Raw genomic sequence first — 17,857 nt, forward strand, 5'->3', positions numbered from 1 at the left:
TTCATGGTGGCGCGACGTCGATCCCTTTCCGAGCGCGGGCAGCTCGACCTGTTCAGGGCGCTCCCCGGCGACTTCGCGCCACGAGACGCGCAGGATCTCATGGCCTATCCCTTCTTCTCCCTCGGCAAGTCAAAACGTGTCGCGCCCATCGACTTCGCCGCCGGCAATGTGACGATCCGGGTCGAGGCGGTCCCCGATCATGGCATGGCGACGATCTGGGATGCGGACATCCTGATCTGGGCCGCCAGCCAGATCGTCGAAGCCCGTGATACCGGGCTTCGGACGTCCCGGCTGATGGCCGCCACGCCTTACGAAATCCTCACCTATGTCGGGCGCGGCACGTCGCTGCGCGACTACCAGCGCCTGAAGGCCGCACTCGACCGGCTGCAATCGACCACCATTTCCACCTCGATCCGGCAACCAGCTGAAGGCCGCCGGCATCGCTTCTCCTGGATCAACGAATGGCAGGAGCGCACCGACCGCAACGGCCGCCCCGATGGTATCGAGATGATCGTGCCGGACTGGTTCTATCAGGCCGTCCTCGACGACGCGCTCGTGCTGACCATCGACCGGACCTATTTCGACCTGACCGGCGGACTCGACCGATGGCTCTACCGCCTAGTGCGTAAGCACGGCGGCCGCCAGCGTGAGGGTTGGCGCTTCGACTTCCGCCACCTCCATCAGAAGTCCGGCAGCATGTCGCCATTCAAACGCTTCGCTTTTGAGTTGCGCGACATCATCCGACGCCAGCCCTTGCCGGGCTACCGGCTCTTTCTGGAAGCCGAGATCGGCGGGCGCATGCTGCTCGCCTTCGAGCCGACACCGGCCTGTGGAAAACCTGTGAATGGCCTCGTGCTATCGGGAACCCGGACTATCGTGCTATCGGGAACCCAAGGCTCGTGCTATCGGGAACCGAAATCGGGCTTAACGCCCGAAGACCACTCGCAAAATCGCGCCCTTAACTTAGAGTCTAACAAAGACTCTAACCTTGAAGAGCGCGTGCGCGATGTGGAAAACCTCATCCGCGACACCGCCAGAAGCCTCAGCAGAGCCGCTAGGAACGGCGCATCTGCCACGCCACGCGCTTCCCAGCCGGCCCCTCAGCCCGGCGGAACCGAGGCTTCCGAAGGTTCCGACACACCCCGCCTTCCTCTCGACTTGCCGGGAGGCGGCCAATGATCATCGCACTCCTCAACCAGAAGGGCGGTGTCGGCAAGACCACGCTGGCGCTGCATCTCGCCGGAGAACTGGCGCAGGGCGGAAAGCGCGTCACACTTCTCGATGCCGACCCGCAGGGTTCGGCGCTCGACTGGTCACAGCAACGCGCACGCGAGGGCCTGCCTCGACTGTTCGGCACCGTCGGCCTCGCACGGGACACACTGCACCGCGAGGCACCGGAGATCGCCCGCGATGTCGATCACGTCGTCATCGACGGACCGCCGCGTGTCGCCAGCCTCATGCGCTCCGCGCTCCTCGCCGCCGACCTGGTGCTGATCCCGGTGCAGCCGTCGCCCCTCGATGGCTGGGCCTCGGCCGAAATGCTGGCCCTCCTCGCAGAGGCCCGCATCTATCGGCCCCAACTCGTCGCCCGCTTCGCGCTCAACCGCTGCGGCGCGCGCACCGTCATCGCCCGCGAAACGGCCGAAAGCCTTGCAGATCACGACCCGCCCGTCCTTGCCACCACTGTCGGGCAGCGCGTCGTCTTCGCCGACGCTGCACAGTCAGGTCGTCTCGCAGGCGAGATCGACCGCCAATCTCCTGCCGCGCGTGAAGTCGCAGCGCTCACCGATGAGATTGCGCGGCTGGGCATCGGGAGGGTCGGCCAATGACCATCCTGACCGGCGACTGCCGCGAAGAAATGCCCTGGCACGCTCCCTACGACATGATCCTCGCCGATCCGCCCTATGGCGACACCTCGCTCGCCTGGGACCGGCGCGTCGAGGGCTGGGTCGCGCTGGCGCGCGCCGCCCTCAAGCCGACCGGCTCGCTCTGGGTTTTCGGTTCACTTCGTTCCTTCATGGCGACCGCCGACCACTTCGCCAATGCGGGTCTGCGCATCGCGCAGGAGGTGATCTGGGAGAAGCAGAACGGCACCGGCTTTCACAATGATCGCTTCAAGCGGGTGCATGAGCTGGCCGTCCAGTTCTATCCGGCAGAGACCGCCTGGCGCGACATCTACAACGACGTCCAGACCACGCCCGACGCAACGGCCCGCACGGTGCGGCGCAAGCAGCGTCCACCCCATACCGGCCAGATCGACGCCGGCCATTACATTAGCCATGACGGCGGACCGCGCCTCATGCGCTCGGTCATCTACCTGCGCAACTGCCACGGCCGCGCCATCCATCCGACCGAGAAACCGTCGGCGCTCCTGGAAATCCTGATCCGCACGAGCTGCCCGGAAGGCGGACTTGTCGGTGACTGGTTCGCCGGTTCCGGCGCAGCCGGGGAAGCCTGTCGGCTTTCCGGCCGGAGCTATCTCGGCTGCGAGATCGACGCCGACATGGCCGATCTCGCCCGCGCCCGCATCGCCACCGTGCTGCCGTTCCATGACGGAGCCCCGTCATGACGGCCGGCACGGACAAGCGCGGCTTCGCTACGCGCCCAGCCGATCCCGATGGCTGGATCAAGGCTGGCGATGGACGGCCAGCGCGCGATGGCGCCGCAGCCGCCCATTCCGCCCGGCTGACGATCGACATCACGCCCGAGCTTCGCGGGCGGATCAAGATCGCCGCGTTCGGGCGCGGCACCACCGTCGCGGACATGCTGCGTGACCTGCTTGCGCGCGAGTTTCCCGACACAGCGGGAGACCGCCCATGATCGGTATCGATGCCCATGATGGCGATCTGACCCGCGTGGAACTGACCTGGGTGGAGGGCAGGACCGAATACTGGATCAGGTTCGGCCATGAGGCGGGAACGCAGATCCTCGACCGCAACCGGCGCGTCGTTTCTTTCGGTCCTGGTTCGGTGTTCGCGTTCGTCCGCTGGGCGGCGAACGACCACGGCACGATCATTTCGCGCCTCGACATCCTGCGCGCGGTTGCGCCGGGCGAATCCTATCAGACGCTGCCCTTCGTCCGTCCGGGCGGCGAAATCCTGCTGAAGATCGAAGGCTGGCCGAAGGTTGAGGCCGTCCTTCGCCATGTCGACGGGATCGAGGCCATTGGCGTCGATCCCGCCCAGGTCGATCCCGATCACTGGCGGCATGTCGCCCACTGGATGAACGCAGGCGAAGCGCCGCGTCCTTACACCGCCGAGCGCCATCAGGCATGGCTCCGGCGCCGGGAGATCGCCCCATGACGCGCTTTCGCTATGTCATGGTGACGGCGGCGGCCACGCTGGGGATCGCCATCGCCGGATTCGTTCCGACCGCGCCAAGGCTGCTCTGGAACGCATCGGCCAGCGTGCCGATCGGGTTCTACACCGTCGCGCCCGCTGATCGGATCGAGATGCCCGATCTGGTCGCCGTCATGCCACCTGAGCCGTTCGCGTCCTACATGGTGGACCGCGGCTACGTCGCGCGCGACGTGCCGCTTCTGAAGCGCGTGATCGGCCTGCCCGGACAGCGCGTCTGCCGCGCCGGCCGCGCCATCGCCGTCGATGGTGTTCCGCTCGGCGAAGCACGCGACCGCGACAGCCTCGGCCGAGACCTGCCGGTCTGGCAGGGCTGCCGCGTCATCGCCGAGGGCGAAGTCTTCCTGATGAACCCGGACGTCGGCGACAGCCTCGACGGCCGCTATTTCGGCCCGTTCCCCGCCTCGGCGGTGATCGGCCGCGCGATCCCGCTTTTCACCGACGAAGACGGCGATGGCCGCTTTGTCTGGCGCGCGCCGATGCGGTGACGGCGCGTCCGCTGCGGGGCGTGCGAACGGCCCGCGTCTTCTCCACCGCATAGCAAAGGAAACCTCCCATGGCACAGATCGGCCAATTTACCCGCACCCCGTCCGGCTATTCCGGGCATGTCCGCACCCTCACGCTCGACGCGGAGTTGACCTTCGTTCCAGCAGAGAACGCCGAGGCGGAGAATGCGCCCGCCTACCGCATCCACCTCGGCGACGAGGACGGACCGGAAGTCGGCGCGGGCTGGAAACATTCCGGGGAACGCGCCGGGCCGTTCGTTTCGGTCCTGCTCGACGATCCCGTCTTCCAGCAGCCGATCCGCGCCCGCCTGTTCCAGGCGGACGAGGACGGACGCGACTGGGGCTTGCACTGGACCCGCCAAAAGAAGCGCGACGAGCAGGAATGACCATGCTCATCTCCTGCATTCGTCTCGCCTCCGGGAGATACGGCGTCCGCCGCCGCATCATCCTCTCTCTTCTTTCCGGCCTGTTCGTTTCAGCCATCACCACGCCGCCCGTCCTAGCCCAAGCTGCGATGCCCGGTCATGTGGTTGCCGCGCATCCGCACGACGCCCACATTGCGGAAGCCTCGCAACGCTTCGGCATCCCGACGACATGGATCATCGCCGTGATGCGCACTGAGAGCGCGGGCGACGTGCGCGCAATTTCGTCCGCCGGTGCGATGGGACTGATGCAGGTCATGCCCGACACCTGGGCGGATCTGCGCATCCGCCATGCTCTCGGCCGCGACCCCTTCGAGCCGCGCGACAACATCCTCGCGGGCACGGCCTATCTCCGCGAGATGTGGGATCGCTACGGCAATGTGGCCGCGATGCTCGCGGCCTACAATGCCGGTCCCGGCCGTTACGACGAATACCGCGCGACGGCTCGTCCGCTTCCGGCCGAGACACGCGCCTACGTCGCCGCGCTGACACCGATCCTACTCGGCGAGCGACCGTCGGGGGGCAGCTCGTCGGTTGTTCCACCGCTCGATTGGCGCGAGGCGGCGATCTTCGTGGCGGGAGAAATCGGCGCTACCGCTTCCGATCCGGCTTCACCCGACCCCACGCCTCGCGACGCCCCTTCATTCGTCCCGGCAGCACCGGAAACGCTCACGGCCTTGCAGCCGGAGGGGCTGTTCGTCGCTCGCAGTGCCGGTGAGGACCAGCCATGAGCGGCTCCGTGCGGTTTCGCATCCTGTCGACCGCTGGCGTGTCATGGAGGGCGCGGGGGGTGGCGGCAGGCACCACGACCGGAAGATGGCAGGATAAAAGCGCGCACGGTGCGGCTCGGTCGGTCGGTTGTTTTTGTTCATGTTTTCGGCGCGTTCCGCACCGTGCCGCGCATTCGCGCACCGTGCGCCTCGCGCCCATCCTCCTGAATTTCCTTACTGTCTTGCACCGTGCGGGGCTGTGTCATGTCCGATGAACACGAGTTCCGCATAAGGCCGGGGCGCATCCGCTCGACCCGCGCTCAGCAGACCCGGCCCTTCATCGCGCAGGCGCTCGCCGCCGCGAAGAAGGCCGGCGGTGGCGTCTCTCGATCCGGCCGCGTGACTTCCGGCAATCGCTCCCGCTTCGGGCGCGGCCAGCGCGCCAGCGTCCAGGCCAATCGTCTCATCACCACCCGCACACGCGGCGCCGTCGTCAAGGCGCGCGTGGTGCGCAACATGGCATGGTCCGCGCCGCTCGGAACGCATCTCGATTATCTCCGCCGTGACGGCGTGACCCGAGATGGCGAGAAGGCACGGCTGTTCGGGCCGGGAACGGAGGATGCCGATGGTCGCGCCTTCGCGGAGCGGTGCGGCGATGACCGGCATCATTTCCGGTTCATCGTCTCGCCCGACGACGCGCCGGATATTTCCGACCTCCGATCATTCACGCGCGATCTTGTCGGCCAGATGGAAAAGGATCTCGGGACGCGCCTCGACTGGGTGGCGGTCGATCACTGGAACACCGCGCATCCGCATGTCCATCTGATCGTGCGCGGTGTTCGCGACGATGGGCAGGACCTCGTGATCTCCCGCGACTACATCAAGGAGGGGATGCGGGACCGGGCGCGCGATCTCATCACCCAGGAGCTGGGGCCGCGCACCGATCTCGACATTCACCGTGCGCTAGAGGCCCAGATCGAGGCGGAACGCTGGACCCAGCTCGACCGGCAGCTTGTCCGTGATGCGGGAAAATCCGGCATCGTCGATCTTGCCCCGCTCGCCAGCCGACCGCAGGACGAGTTCCATACGCTGAAGGTCGGGCGGCTGCGCACCCTCGAAATCCTCGGCGTCGCCGGGCAGATCGGCCATTCGCAATGGTTCATCAAGCCCGAGGCCGAGACGGTCTTGCGCGAACTCGGCGAGCGCGGCGACATCATCAAGCGCATGCACCGTGCCCTGATCGCGCGCGGCATCGAACGCGGCTCGGCCAGCTATGTCCTCGCCGGCGAAAGCCTCGACGTTCCCGTCATCGGCCGCCTGGTCGAGCGCGGCCTTGACGACGAGTTGAAGGGCACGGCCTATGCCGTCGTCGATGGCGTCGACGGACGCACCCACCACATCAAGCTCCCTCATCTCGATGCCGCCGGTGACAGCCCGCCCGGCTCAATCGTCGAGTTGCGCGCCTATGAAGATGCGCAAGGTGCGCGCCGCGTCGCGCTCGCTGTCCGCTCCGATCTTGATCTCGGTGCGCAGGTGGGGGCCTCGGGCGCGACCTGGCTCGACCGCCAGGCCATCGCCCGCGAGCCGGTTCCTCTCTCGGATAGCGGCTTCGGCGCCGAGGTCCGTCAGGCACTGGACGAGCGGGCGGAGCATCTGATCGGCGAGGATCTCGCGGAGCGGCAAGGCGGGCGCGTCGTCTTCGCTCGCCGGCTATTGAACACGCTGCGCAGGCGCGAACTCGACAGTCTCGGCGAGAAGCTCGCGGCCGAGACCGGCATGTCCTTCGAGCGCGCCGCCAGCGGCGAATATGTCGCCGGCTCCTATCGCCAGCGCTTCGCGCTCGCCTCAGGCCGCTTCGCCATGATCGACGATGGCCTCGGCTTCCAGCTCGTGCCCTGGTCGCCCTCCATTGAGAAGCAGATCGGCCGTCACGTCTCCGGCATCGCCCGCGACGACGGCGGTGTCGATTGGGACTTCGGGCGCAAGCGCGGCCTCGGCCTCTGACCTCAATCGGAAAGGAACCAACCCCATGTCCGCCACCAAGATCCTCTGGGGACAGATCAGCGTCGTCTTCCTCATCATCCTCGCCACCACCTGGGGCGCCACCCAATATGTCGCCTGGAGCCTTGCCTATCAGGCGCAACTCGGGCCGCCCTGGTTCGAGCTGTTCGGCACCCCGATCTACTATCCGCCCGCACTCTTCTGGTGGTGGTATTTCTATGAAGCCTATGCGCCGCCGATCTTCGCCAAGGGCGGGATCATCGCGGCCTCGGGCGGCTTCATCGCCATCGCGGTCGCCATCGGCATGTCAGTCTGGCGCGCGCGCGAGGCGAAGAACGTCGCCACCTATGGCTCGGCGCGATGGGCGGAGAAACCCGAGGTGAAGGCGGCCGGCCTGCTCGATCCCGATGGTGTCGTCCTTGGCCGGTATGATCGCGAGTATCTGCGCCATGATGGACCGGAGCATGTGCTGTGCTTTGCCCCGACACGTTCGGGCAAGGGCGTCGGCCTGGTGGTGCCGACGCTGTTGACCTGGCCCGGCTCGGCCATCGTCCACGACATCAAGGGCGAGAACTGGCAGCTTACCTCGGGTTTCCGGGCACGCCATGGCCGCGTGCTGCTCTTCGACCCAACCAACCCAAAGTCCTCGGCCTACAATCCGCTGCTCGAGGTGCGCCGCGGCGAGTGGGAGGTGCGCGACGTCCAGAACATTGCCGACATCCTCGTCGACCCCGAAGGCTCGTTGGACAAAAGGAATCACTGGGAAAAAACCAGCCATTCGCTCCTCGTCGGCGCCATCCTTCATGTCCTCTATGCGGAGCCCGACAAGACCCTCGCCGGCGTGGCACGATTCCTCTCCGATCCGAAGCGCCCGGTGGATTCCACCCTGCGCGCCATGATGGAAACCGCGCATCTCGGTGACGCAGGACCGCACCCCGTCATCGCCAGCGCCGCGCGGGAGCTGCGCAACAAATCCGAGAACGAGCGGTCCGGCGTGTTGTCGACGGCGATGTCGTTTCTCGGCCTCTATCGAGATCCGGTCGTGGCCGAGGTCACGCGCCGCTCAGACTGGCGCATCAGCGACATTGTGGGAGGCGATCAGCCGACCACGCTCTACCTCGTCGTGCCGCCCTCCGACATCAACCGCACCAAGCCCTTGATGCGACTGCTGCTGAATCAGGTCGGCCGCCGCCTGACCGAGGATCTGCAGGCGAACACGGGGCGGCATCGGCTGCTCTTGATGCTCGACGAGTTTCCGGCGTTGGGCAGGCTCGACTTCTTCGAGACGGCCCTGGCCTTCATGGCGGGCTATGGTCTCAAGAGCTTCCTGATCGCGCAGTCGCTGAACCAGATCGAGAAAGCCTATGGCCCGAACAACTCTATCCTCGACAACTGCCATGTGCGGGTGAGCTTTGCGACGAATGACGAACGCACCGCCAAGCGAGTCTCGGACGCGCTCGGCACTGCTACCGAGATGAAGGCGATGAAGAACTACGCCGGGCACCGGCTGTCGCCCTGGCTCGGGCACCTCATGGTTTCGCGCTCGGAAACCGCCCGCCAGTTGCTGACGCCGGGCGAGATCATGCAGCTTCCCCCGCATGAGGAGATCGTCATGGTGGCGGGCATCCCCCCGATCCGGGCGACGAAGGCGCGCTACTACGAGGACGCCCGGTTTCGCGAGCGTGTTCTGTCACCACCTGAATTGCAGCGCCCTGAGGGAGCCCGGCCCGACGACTGGACCACGCTTCCGCTCCCGGCGCGGCCGGAAGCCGCCGTGGATGAGGACAACCCCACGACGGATGACGAGGATACGACCGAATCCGAACGCCGCTTGCAGCCAGAACTCAGCCGGGTGAAGCCGGTGGAGAAGAAAAAGCCCATCGAGAACGAGTTTGAGTTCGCCCCGCCCGATGATGTCGACGAGGAGGCTGTCCAGAACCGGCGGATGATCCGGCAGGTCCAGGGGATTGCCCGGCAGGTTGCCATGGACCCGAACGACGGCATGGACCTATAGGACCATGATGCAACGCAAGAAGAAATCAAAGGTCACGATCTATCTCGATCCAGACCTCACTGCGGCGCTGGCCGACTTCGCCGCACGCCGGGATCGGTCGCAATCCATGATCGCCGAGGCTGCCATCGCATCCTTCGTGTCGCCGGATGATGCTGAGCGCCGCGAGGCGATCGTCGCCAAGCGACTCGACCAGATCGACCGCCGCATGACGCGGGTAGAGCGTGATGTCGGCATCGCCGTCGAGAGCCTGGCGGTATTCATTCGTTTCTGGCTGATGACGACGCCAGCCTTGCCCGAGCCGGCGGCAAAGGCGGCAAAGGCCAAATCGGCCGAGCGATACGAGGCGTTCATCACTGCGCTCGGCCGACGCCTCGCACAGGGACCGAAGCTGCGGCAGGAGATTACCGAGGATGTAGCGGCAGCGGACGAATAGATCGTCAGGCGGAGTGCTTGCATTAATGCCGATCCCGTAAACTGCTTTTTCGCGGCGATGGCGCGACGGAGGCGAACGCTACAACTATCGCAAAACCGTTCTTAGGGCACGATCCAGCGTCCTTCCCAGCCGTGGAGCCCTTGCCTAAAGCTGCATCGCCTGTGCGGCTCCGAGGAAAGATCCAATCGTTCCACATGGCTTATGACGATCTCGACCAGGCAGAACCGCGCATAGGCGGTCGCCGGATCGCTATCGTCGGTTTCCATTTCATTCGGCGAGGCCAGCACTGTCCCCGGCGGCAGTGCCGACCGAAAGAGGATATGTGTATGCGGGCGCAGCGCGTTCCAGAAGTCCCGCCGCCTCGTCTCGTCTTCGATGATCTCCGCCCGACCGTCGATGCGCAGTTGAACGACCCTCTCATTGTCGAAGCCGGCAAGCGATACGCACGGATTGGCCGTGATCTCCCGAACCTTGGGCGAACGCAGGTCGGTGATGAAGGACAGACTCGTAGATGCCTCGTTGAAGCTGCGCAGCACGATGGTTCGGATCTTCGGCGCACCGTCCTCGCCGACGGTCGCGAGTTGCATCAGCGTAAAGGGCGTTCGCTGTTTGACCGCATCGGCCAGCACCAGCCAGACATCATGGAGCAATGCCTGCTTCATGGTGCTTTTCCGGCAGGAGCAAGGCCGACACCGGCATCTGGCTCGACCTCCGGTGCCACCTTCCGCGACCCGAACTGAAGCAGAGCGACCCCCGCGAGGATGAGGCACATCGCCAGGTAGCCGATCAGCTGGATCGCCTCGCCGACGAACACGACGCCGATCACCAGGGCCACGACCGGAGGAATGTAGGTAACGCTCGAAGCCGCCAGCGCACCGAGGTTTTCGACGATGTGATAATAGGCGACATAGGCAAGGCCGGTTCCGCAGAGGCCAAGACCGATGACAAGGCCGATCCAGGCCCGGTCGTCGGCGAAGACCGCGCCAATCCCCTCGACCGGGATCACCATGAACAGCAGAAGCATTGCGATGCCGATCTGGTAGGTCGTCAAGGCGGCGGCTGGCAGCTTCAGCGGGCTGACGAATTTTCTGGCATAGACGAAGGAGCAACCGACGCTGAAGGTGCCCGCGATCATCCAGGCGACCCCTGCCATCTCGATGTCGCCACCGACCGACCACGGCTGCGCGATCAGCAACACGCCGAGAAAGCCGAGGGCGACGCCGACCGCCTTTGTCGCCGTGATGCGTTCCTCGCGCAGGAAAAGGAAAGCGCAGACGAAGGTGAAGAGCGGGATCGCCCCGCTCAGCATTCCGGCGATGCTCGACGGCAGCAAGGCCGTGCCCTTGGCGAAGGCGAAATAGTAAAGCGCGGTCGCCACCAGCGCCATGACCGCGAAATGATGCACATGACGGGCATGGCTCCATCGCAGTTCGCCCCGAGACAGCGCGAACAGAAAAACAGGGAGGAAGCCGAAGACCACGCGCAGCAGCGTGATCTGAGCCGGCGTGATGTATTCCGCTGCCCATTTGACGAAGATGAAATTGCTTCCCCAGATGAATCCGAGGAAGCAGAAGGCAAGCCAGGCGGTTTTCTTCATGGGCTTACACGGCGCGGGTGACGCCGCCGTCGACCCGGATATTCTGGCCAGTGATATAGGCCGCGCCATCGGAAGCGAGGAAGGCAACCGTCGCCGCGATTTCCTCGGAGGTGCCGTAACGCTTCAAAGGCACGCCGTCGCGGCGCTCCTCGGTCGCGGGGAGACTGTCGATCCAGCCGGGCAGCACGTTGTTCATGCGGATGTTGTCGGCCGCATAGGTATCGGCGAAGATCTTGGTGAAAGATGCGAGCCCGGCACGAGCAACGGCCGAGGTCGGGAACATCGCACTCGGCTCGAAGGCCCAGGCCGTCGAGATGTTGATAATGACGCCGCCCTTCTGCTTCTGCATGGTCGGAGCGACGAGCCGAGCCGGCCGCACGACGTTCAGGAAATAGGTGTCGAACCCTGCGTGCCAGTCCTCGTCGGTGATTTCGAGGATCTGCTTGCGCGGGCCGTGGCCGGCGCTGTTGACCAGCACGTCGATACGTCCCCAACGCTCAAGGGTGCCGTCGACGAGGCGCTTCAAGTCGTCATTCGACTGGTTCGAGCCCGTGACGCCGAAGCCCCCGAGTTCCTGTGCCAGTGCCTCACCCTTGCCAGAGGACGAGAGAACCGCGACCTTGAACCCATCTGCCGCCAGCCGGCGCGCAGCAGCCGCGCCCATTCCACTACCGCCAGCCGTGATGATTGCGATTTTTTCTACTGTCATATCCGTGGCCTCTGAAAGAGAATTGATCGTGGAAGCCGCCTATACGGAGGCACTATGGATTGGTATCATCCTTTGAAACGGGATACGAACCAGTTCCACTCCCATCACTCTGTAGAAAATCTATCCTATGCCGGAAGGTTTCCCTCGACTCCCCTCGCTCAACGGCCTGCGCGTATTCGAGGTCGTGACGCGGCATCTCAACTTCCGGCTCGCGGCCGAGGAGCTGGGCGTCACGCAAGGGGCGGTCGCGCAGCAGATTCGCGGGCTGGAAGCCGAACTCGGGCTGAAGCTGTTTGAGCGCCAGCCACGCACGCTGGCCTTGACGGAGGCGGGCCGCAGCTACGTTGCCAATATCCGCCGGGCGTTCGAGTTGATCGCCGAGGCGACCGAAATGCTGAAGCCGGAACCCAGGCACCTGACCATCAGCGTCACGCCGACCTTCGCATCACGCTGGCTGATCCCGCGCCTGCCAGATTTTACCGCCACACACCCGGATATAGACCTTCGTATCCTTGCCACGGATCGGCTTTCCAGCTTCCAGACGGATGCGGTCGACATCGCCGTGCGCTATGGGCGGCCACCCTTCGGGGCGGGCCTCAACACCGAACTCCTGTTCGAGCAGGTGATCGTCGCAGTTGCCAGCCCGCTTCTCCTCGAAAAGCTCGGTCCGCCCGACGAGGACGACAATCTCACGCGCTATGCGCTCCTACACGACGCACATAATTTCTGGCCACAGTTCCTCGAACGAGCCTATCCGGGTGGCGTGACCGCCTCAGCCAAGAACATTCGCTTCAACCAGACATCGCTCGCCGTTGACGCGGCTGTCGCCGGTCAGGGTCTGGCGTTAGCGAGCCTGTTCTTCGTGCAGGACGATATTGATGCAGGCCGCCTCGCGCGCCCCTTCGCGACGGAATTGCGCGTCGGTTCGGACTTCTACCTGGTTTCGCCGCGCAAGCCGCGCCACCCTGAACCGACAGCGGATGTGCGGAGCTGGCTCCTGACCGCCGCGCGATGAACCGAATCACCTGACAAGGACCAAGGCGCTGCTTTCAGGCTTGGTCCTAGATGGGGTCACCGCCGTTCTCCTGTATTTGCGCGCTACGCTACTACGACGGTCGAAACTTGTTGAAACGACCCGATTTGGGTCTCTTTTAGTCATCCCCATCCGGGGATCGTCTCTCGCCTCCCCGGTGGAACGGGGACGAGATGGCAGGCATCAACCACAAACAGGCAACGGTGGACCGCGGCGCGCGTATGCTCCGGACGGCGCTCGGGCCTGCCATCTCAACCTTGCTGCAAGACCCGTCTGTCGTCGAGGTCATGCTGAATCCCGACGGGCGCATCTGGGTCGACCGGCTGTCCGAAGGGCTGGCCGATACCGGCGAGATCCTGTCCGCCGCCGATGGCGAGCGCATCGTGCGGCTGGTGGCCCACCATGTCGGCGTCGAAGTGCATGCGCGCAGCCCACGGGTCTCGGCGGAGCTGCCGGAATCGGGAGAGCGCTTCGAGGGGTTGCTGCCCCCGGTGGTGTCCTCGCCTGCCTTCGCCATCCGCAAACCCGCCGTCGCGGTGTTCACCCTCGATGACTATGTGGCGGCCGGCATCATGTCCGAGGATCAGGCAGAAGCACTCCGCGCCGCCGTCCAGTCGCGCGCGAACATCCTGGTCGCGGGCGGCACGTCCACCGGCAAGACCACGCTGACCAATGCGCTGCTCGCCGAGGTGGCGAATACGCAGGATCGGGTCGTAATCATCGAGGATACCCGCGAGTTGCAATGCGCGGCGCCCAATCTGGTCGCCATGCGGACCAAGGATGGTGTCGCCACTCTGTCCGATCTGGTGCGCTCGTCCTTGCGCCTGCGCCCCGACCGTATCCCGATCGGTGAGGTCCGTGGGGCCGAAGCTCTGGACCTGCTCAAAGCCTGGGGCACCGGCCACCCCGGAGGGATCGGAACGATCCATGCCGGTTCCGGCATCGGCGCGCTGCGCCGCCTCGAACAACTCATCCAGGAAGCGGTCGTCACCGTGCCGCGCGCGATGATCGCGGAAACCATCGACCTTGTTGCCGTCCTCTCCGGGCGCGGTTCCGCCCGCCGCCTTGCCGAGCTTGCCCGCGTCGAGGGGCTCGGGCCGGACGGAGACTACCGAATTTCCTCAGCCTTTTCAGAACCCGACACCACTCACAACACTGGAGAACCTGCATGATCCGTCGTGCCTTCCGTATCCGCCACCATATCGCAACCGCATCGGCCTTCGCCTGGGTGAGCCTGATGACGTCCCCGGCCTGGGCCTCCGGCTCCTCCATGCCCTGGGAGGCGCCGCTGCAATCCATCCTCGAATCCGTCGAAGGTCCAGTGGCGAAAATCGTGGCGGTGATCATCATCATCGTCACGGGCCTGACACTGGCCTTCGGCGATACCGGCGGCGGTTTCCGGCGGCTGATCCAGATCGTCTTCGGCATCTCCATCGCCTTCGCGGCATCGAGCTTCTTCCTGTCGTTCTTCAGCTTCGGCGGGGGGGCGCTGGTCTGATGGCCGTGAGCTTCGAGGCCCTCGATACCGTGCCGGGCTTCGCGGTGCCGGTTCACCGCGCCCTGACCGAGCCGATCCTGCTCGGCGGGGCGCCCCGATCCGTCGCGATCCTCAACGGCACGCTGGCTGGCGCCGTCGGCCTCGGCCTTCAGCTATGGCTTGCAGGCATCCTGATCTGGGCCGTCGGTCACATCGCCGCCGTCTGGGCCGCCAAACGCGATCCGCTCTTCGTCGAGGTCGCGCGCCGCCATCTTCGCATCCCCGGCCATCTTTCGGTGTGAGGCACGAGCCATGATGAATCTCGCAGAATACCGTCGCACCGCCTCACGCCTTGCCGACTACCTTCCCTGGGTGGCGCTGGTCGGCTCCGGCGTCGTGCTGAACAAGGACGGCTCGTTCCAGCGCACGGCGAAGTTCCGTGGTCCCGATCTGGATTCCGCCGTCGCGGCCGAGCTGGTCGCGGTGGCCGGGCGGCTGAACAACGCCTTCCGCCGTCTCGGCTCCGGCTGGGCCATCTTTGTCGAAGCACAGCGGTCGGAAGCCGCAAGCTATCCCGCAAGCCGCTTCCCCGATCCGGCCTCGGCGCTGGTCGATGCCGAGCGGAAGGCCGATTTCGAGGAGGAGGGCAGCCATTTCGTCTCTGGCTACTTCCTGACCTTCCTGTGGCTCCCGCCCGCCGAAGATGCCGCACGTTCCGAGTCCTGGCTGTATGAAGGGCGCGAGACCTCGGGCGTGAACCCCTGGGAACTGGTGCGCGGCTTCATCGACCGCACCGACCGCGTGCTGGCGCTGCTCGACGGCTTCATGCCCGAGTGCCGATGGCTCGATGACGCCGGCACGCTGACCTACCTCCACTCGACGATTTCGACCAACCGGCATCGCGTCCGCGTGCCCGAAACTCCGGTCTATCTCGATGCGCTGCTGGCCGATCAGCCGCTGACCGGCGGCCTGGAACCCCGACTGGGCAATCAACATCTCCGGCTTCTGACGATCACCGGCTTTCCGGGCACCACCACACCCGGCCTGCTCGACGAGATGAACCGGCTGGCCTTTCCCTACCGATGGTCCACCCGCGCCATCCTTATGGACAAGACCGACGCGACCCGGCTGCTGACGAAGATCAGGCGGCAATGGTTCGCCAAGCGCAAGAGCATCGCGGCGATCATCAAGGAGGTGATGACCAACGAGCAATCTGCGCTCGTGGATACCGATGCGGCGAACAAGGCCGCCGACGCGGACATGGCCTTGCAGGAACTCGGCGCCGACATGGCCGGGATGGCCTATGTCACGGCGACCGTCACCGTCTGGGACGAGGACGCCCGCCGCGCCGACGAAAAGCTGCGGCTGGTCGAAAAGATCATCCAGTCCCGCGATTTCAGCGTCATGGTCGAGACGGTCAATGCCGTCGACGCCTGGCTCGGCAGCCTGCCCGGACATGCCTATGCCAATGTCCGGCAGCCGCCGGTCTCGACGCTCAACCTTGCCCACATGGTCCCTTCGTCCGCCGTGTGGGCGGGGCCGGAACGCGACGATCATCTCGGCGCACCCCCACTGCTTTACGGCAGGACCGAGGGATCGACGCCGTTCCGGCTTTCCCTGCATGTGGGCGACGTGGGCCATACCCTCGTCGTCGGACCGACCGGCGCGGGCAAATCCGTGCTGCTGGCGCTGATGGCCTTGCAGTTTCGCCGCTATCCGCGCGCTCAGGTCTTTGCCTTCGATTTCGGGGGGTCCATCCGCGCCTGCGCCCTCGCCATGCAAGGGGACTGGCACGATCTTGGCGGCGAGCTGACCGATGCGGCCGATGCTTCCGTCTCGCTGCAACCGCTGGCTCGTATTCACCAGACCTCCGAGCGCGCCTGGGCTGCGGACTGGATCGTCGCGATCCTGATGCGCGAGAACATCCAGATCACCCCGGACGTCAAGGAACATATTTGGACGGCGCTGACTTCGCTTGCTTCCGCCCCGGTCGGCGAACGCACCATCACCGGCCTTGCCGTGCTGCTCCAGTCCAACGACCTGAAACAGGCGCTACGGCCTTATTGCGTCGGCGGCCCGTATGGTCGGCTGCTCGACGCCGAGAGCGAACATCTCGGTTCGGCCGATGTCCAGGCATTTGAAATCGAGGGCCTCGTCGGCACCGGCGCAGCGCCCGCCGTCCTCTCCTATCTCTTCCACCGCATCGGCGATCGGTTGGGTGGGCAACCTACGCTGCTGATCATCGACGAGGGCTGGCTTGCGCTGGACGACGAAGGGTTCGCGGACCAACTCAGAGAATGGCTCAAGACCCTGCGCAAGAAGAACGCCAGCGTCATCTTCGCCACGCAGTCGCTGTCCGACATCGACAATTCCGCCATTGCTCCGGCCATCATTGAAAGCTGCCCGACGCGACTCCTCTTGCCGAACGAGCGCGCCATCGAACCCCAGATCACCGCGATCTATCGCCGCTTTGGCCTCAATGATCGCCAGATCGAAATCCTGGCCAGGGCGACTCCGAAGCGGGACTACTACTGCCAGTCGCGGCGTGGCAACCGCCTGTTCGATCTTGGATTGTCGGAGGTCGGTCTGGCGCTCTGCGCCGCCTCGGCCAAATCCGATCAGGCCCTGATCACCGAAATCCTCGCTGAACACGGTGGCGACGGGTTCCTCTCGGCCTGGCTCCGGGCACGCGACGTCGATTGGGCCGCCGATCTCATCCCGGACCTCACCAATCTCGCGACCGAAAGCGAGACCCTGCCGCCGACGGTCGCTGACCTCGGCGAAATCGAACTCATCCTGGAAGAAGAGGAGATTACCCCATGACGCGCACAATTCCCCGGCTCACCCGCATCGCCAGCGCTTCGGCGCTCGCCCTTGCGCTCACCGCACCGCTGGCGCTGACCCCGATGTTCACGACACCGGCCCACGCCTTCTTCGGCATTGGGCGGATCGTCTATGACCCGACCAACCACGCGGAGAACCTGCTGACCGCCGCCCGCACTCTGGAACAGATCAACAACCAGATCACCTCGCTCCAGAACGAGGCGCAGATGCTGATCAACCAGGCCCGCAACCTCGCGAGCCTGCCCTACAGTTCGCTTCAGGCGCTTCAGCAGAACGTCCAACGCACCCAGCAGCTTCTCGGGCAGGCCCAGAACATCGCCTTCGATGTGCAGAACATCGACCAGATGTTCCAGCAGGATTATGGCAACCTTTCCCTCACGGCCACCGACCAGCAGCTCATTGCGGATGCCCGAACCCGCTGGGAAAATACCGTCGGGGGTCTTCAGGACGCGATGCGGGTGCAGGCGGGTGTCGTCGGCAATATCGACAGCAACCGCGCGGAGATGTCCGCGCTCGTCGGCGAAAGCCAAGGGGCGACCGGCGCGCTTCAGGCCACCCAAGCCGGCAATCAGCTTCTCGCCCTCCAGTCGCAGCAGCTTTCCGACCTGATCGCGGTCATCTCGGCCAACGGCCGGGCCGACGCCCTGATGGAAGCCGAACGCGCGACCGCCGCCGAACAGGGCCGCATCCAGCGCGAACGCTTCCTGACACCGGGCTCGGGCTACCAGCCCGGCAACGCCCAGATGTTCAACTGA

General features: G+C 65.3%; 20 protein-coding genes. 17 read left to right on the forward strand and 3 right to left on the reverse strand.

Going from position 1 to position 17,857, the window contains the following annotated elements; genetic code table 11:
* Positions 1–3: 3 nt before the first annotated feature.
* From EOJ32_RS06295 to EOJ32_RS06345, 11 genes are all read left to right on the forward strand, one after another.
* On the forward strand, positions 4–1,179 hold the full coding sequence (locus EOJ32_RS06295; RefSeq protein ID WP_080620492.1) for a replication initiator protein A: 1,176 nt from the start codon (positions 4–6) through the stop codon (positions 1,177–1,179).
* Positions 1,176–1,829, forward strand: coding sequence for a ParA family partition ATPase (parA, locus tag EOJ32_RS06300; RefSeq protein WP_080620493.1), 654 nt, complete (start codon positions 1,176–1,178; stop codon positions 1,827–1,829). The genes EOJ32_RS06295 and parA overlap by 4 nt, the downstream gene beginning before the upstream one ends.
* A complete protein-coding gene (locus EOJ32_RS06305) occupies positions 1,826–2,569 on the forward strand; it encodes a site-specific DNA-methyltransferase (protein WP_080620494.1) in 744 nt (247 codons plus the stop codon). The genes parA and EOJ32_RS06305 overlap by 4 nt, the downstream gene beginning before the upstream one ends.
* The gene (locus EOJ32_RS06310; protein WP_080620495.1) at positions 2,566–2,820 is read left to right on the forward strand and encodes a hypothetical protein; all 255 of its coding nucleotides are present in this window, start codon (positions 2,566–2,568) and stop codon (positions 2,818–2,820) included. Before EOJ32_RS06305 ends, EOJ32_RS06310 begins: the two co-directional genes overlap by 4 nt.
* Entirely contained in the window at positions 2,817–3,302 is a 486-nt protein-coding gene (locus EOJ32_RS06315; RefSeq protein WP_080620496.1) for a DUF2840 domain-containing protein, read from the forward strand. Before EOJ32_RS06310 ends, EOJ32_RS06315 begins: the two co-directional genes overlap by 4 nt.
* On the forward strand, positions 3,299–3,844 hold the full coding sequence (locus EOJ32_RS06320; RefSeq protein WP_080620497.1) for a S26 family signal peptidase: 546 nt from the start codon (positions 3,299–3,301) through the stop codon (positions 3,842–3,844). Before EOJ32_RS06315 ends, EOJ32_RS06320 begins: the two co-directional genes overlap by 4 nt.
* Positions 3,845–3,912: 68 nt before the next feature.
* Positions 3,913–4,248 carry a DUF736 domain-containing protein gene (locus EOJ32_RS06325; RefSeq protein WP_080620498.1) on the forward strand — a complete coding sequence of 112 codons (336 nt, stop codon included), beginning with the start codon at positions 3,913–3,915 and terminating at the stop codon, positions 4,246–4,248.
* 2 nt (positions 4,249–4,250) lie between these two features.
* Positions 4,251–5,015: a lytic transglycosylase domain-containing protein gene (locus EOJ32_RS06330; protein WP_080622748.1), complete on the forward strand. Its 765-nt coding sequence runs from the start codon at positions 4,251–4,253 to the stop codon at positions 5,013–5,015.
* A 243-nt stretch (positions 5,016–5,258) separates the two neighbouring features.
* The gene (locus EOJ32_RS06335; RefSeq protein ID WP_080620499.1) at positions 5,259–6,998 is read left to right on the forward strand and encodes a VirD2 family relaxase/mobilization nuclease; all 1,740 of its coding nucleotides are present in this window, start codon (positions 5,259–5,261) and stop codon (positions 6,996–6,998) included.
* A gap of 25 nt (positions 6,999–7,023) precedes the next feature.
* Positions 7,024–9,009, forward strand: coding sequence for a conjugal transfer protein TraG (locus EOJ32_RS06340; protein ID WP_089389005.1), 1,986 nt, complete (start codon positions 7,024–7,026; stop codon positions 9,007–9,009).
* A gap of 4 nt (positions 9,010–9,013) precedes the next feature.
* Positions 9,014–9,442 carry a ribbon-helix-helix protein, CopG family gene (locus EOJ32_RS06345; RefSeq protein ID WP_080620500.1) on the forward strand — a complete coding sequence of 143 codons (429 nt, stop codon included), beginning with the start codon at positions 9,014–9,016 and terminating at the stop codon, positions 9,440–9,442.
* 101 nt (positions 9,443–9,543) lie between these two features.
* Here the strand turns inward: EOJ32_RS06345 and EOJ32_RS06350 are convergent, their stop codons facing one another.
* Genes EOJ32_RS06350 through EOJ32_RS06360 form a run of 3 tightly spaced genes read right to left on the reverse strand, consistent with a single transcriptional unit; the run spans position 9,544 to position 11,748 of the window.
* Positions 9,544–10,104 carry a pyridoxamine 5'-phosphate oxidase family protein gene (locus EOJ32_RS06350; RefSeq protein ID WP_080620501.1) on the reverse strand — a complete coding sequence of 187 codons (561 nt, stop codon included), beginning with the start codon at positions 10,102–10,104 and terminating at the stop codon, positions 9,544–9,546.
* Positions 10,101–11,039 (reverse strand): DMT family transporter, encoded by a 939-nt coding sequence (locus tag EOJ32_RS06355; RefSeq protein WP_080620502.1) that lies wholly within the window; start codon positions 11,037–11,039, stop codon positions 10,101–10,103. The genes EOJ32_RS06350 and EOJ32_RS06355 overlap by 4 nt, the downstream gene beginning before the upstream one ends.
* Before the next feature lie 4 nt (positions 11,040–11,043).
* Positions 11,044–11,748, reverse strand: a complete 705-nt coding sequence (locus tag EOJ32_RS06360; protein ID WP_080620503.1) for an SDR family oxidoreductase — start codon at positions 11,746–11,748, stop codon at positions 11,044–11,046.
* Positions 11,749–11,875: 127 nt separating this feature from the next.
* On the opposite strand from EOJ32_RS06360, the gene gcvA reads away from it, so the two are divergent.
* From gcvA to trbJ, 6 genes are all read left to right on the forward strand, one after another.
* Positions 11,876–12,763 (forward strand): transcriptional regulator GcvA, encoded by an 888-nt coding sequence (gene gcvA, locus EOJ32_RS06365; RefSeq protein WP_080620504.1) that lies wholly within the window; start codon positions 11,876–11,878, stop codon positions 12,761–12,763.
* Positions 12,764–12,954: 191 nt separating this feature from the next.
* Positions 12,955–13,953 (forward strand): P-type conjugative transfer ATPase TrbB, encoded by a 999-nt coding sequence (gene trbB, locus EOJ32_RS06370; protein ID WP_080620505.1) that lies wholly within the window; start codon positions 12,955–12,957, stop codon positions 13,951–13,953.
* Entirely contained in the window at positions 13,950–14,279 is a 330-nt protein-coding gene (locus EOJ32_RS06375) for a TrbC/VirB2 family protein (protein WP_028710779.1), read from the forward strand. Before trbB ends, EOJ32_RS06375 begins: the two co-directional genes overlap by 4 nt.
* On the forward strand, positions 14,279–14,560 hold the full coding sequence (locus tag EOJ32_RS06380) for a VirB3 family type IV secretion system protein (RefSeq protein ID WP_080620506.1): 282 nt from the start codon (positions 14,279–14,281) through the stop codon (positions 14,558–14,560). The genes EOJ32_RS06375 and EOJ32_RS06380 overlap by 1 nt, the downstream gene beginning before the upstream one ends.
* A gap of 10 nt (positions 14,561–14,570) precedes the next feature.
* Positions 14,571–17,081 carry a conjugal transfer protein TrbE gene (trbE, locus tag EOJ32_RS06385; RefSeq protein WP_080620507.1) on the forward strand — a complete coding sequence of 837 codons (2,511 nt, stop codon included), beginning with the start codon at positions 14,571–14,573 and terminating at the stop codon, positions 17,079–17,081.
* A complete protein-coding gene (trbJ, locus tag EOJ32_RS06390) occupies positions 17,078–17,857 on the forward strand; it encodes a P-type conjugative transfer protein TrbJ (RefSeq protein ID WP_080620508.1) in 780 nt (259 codons plus the stop codon). The genes trbE and trbJ overlap by 4 nt, the downstream gene beginning before the upstream one ends.

Source organism: Paracoccus sp. Arc7-R13 (assembly GCF_004010775.1).
In the GTDB taxonomy this organism is placed as follows: domain Bacteria; phylum Pseudomonadota; class Alphaproteobacteria; order Rhodobacterales; family Rhodobacteraceae; genus Paracoccus; species Paracoccus marcusii.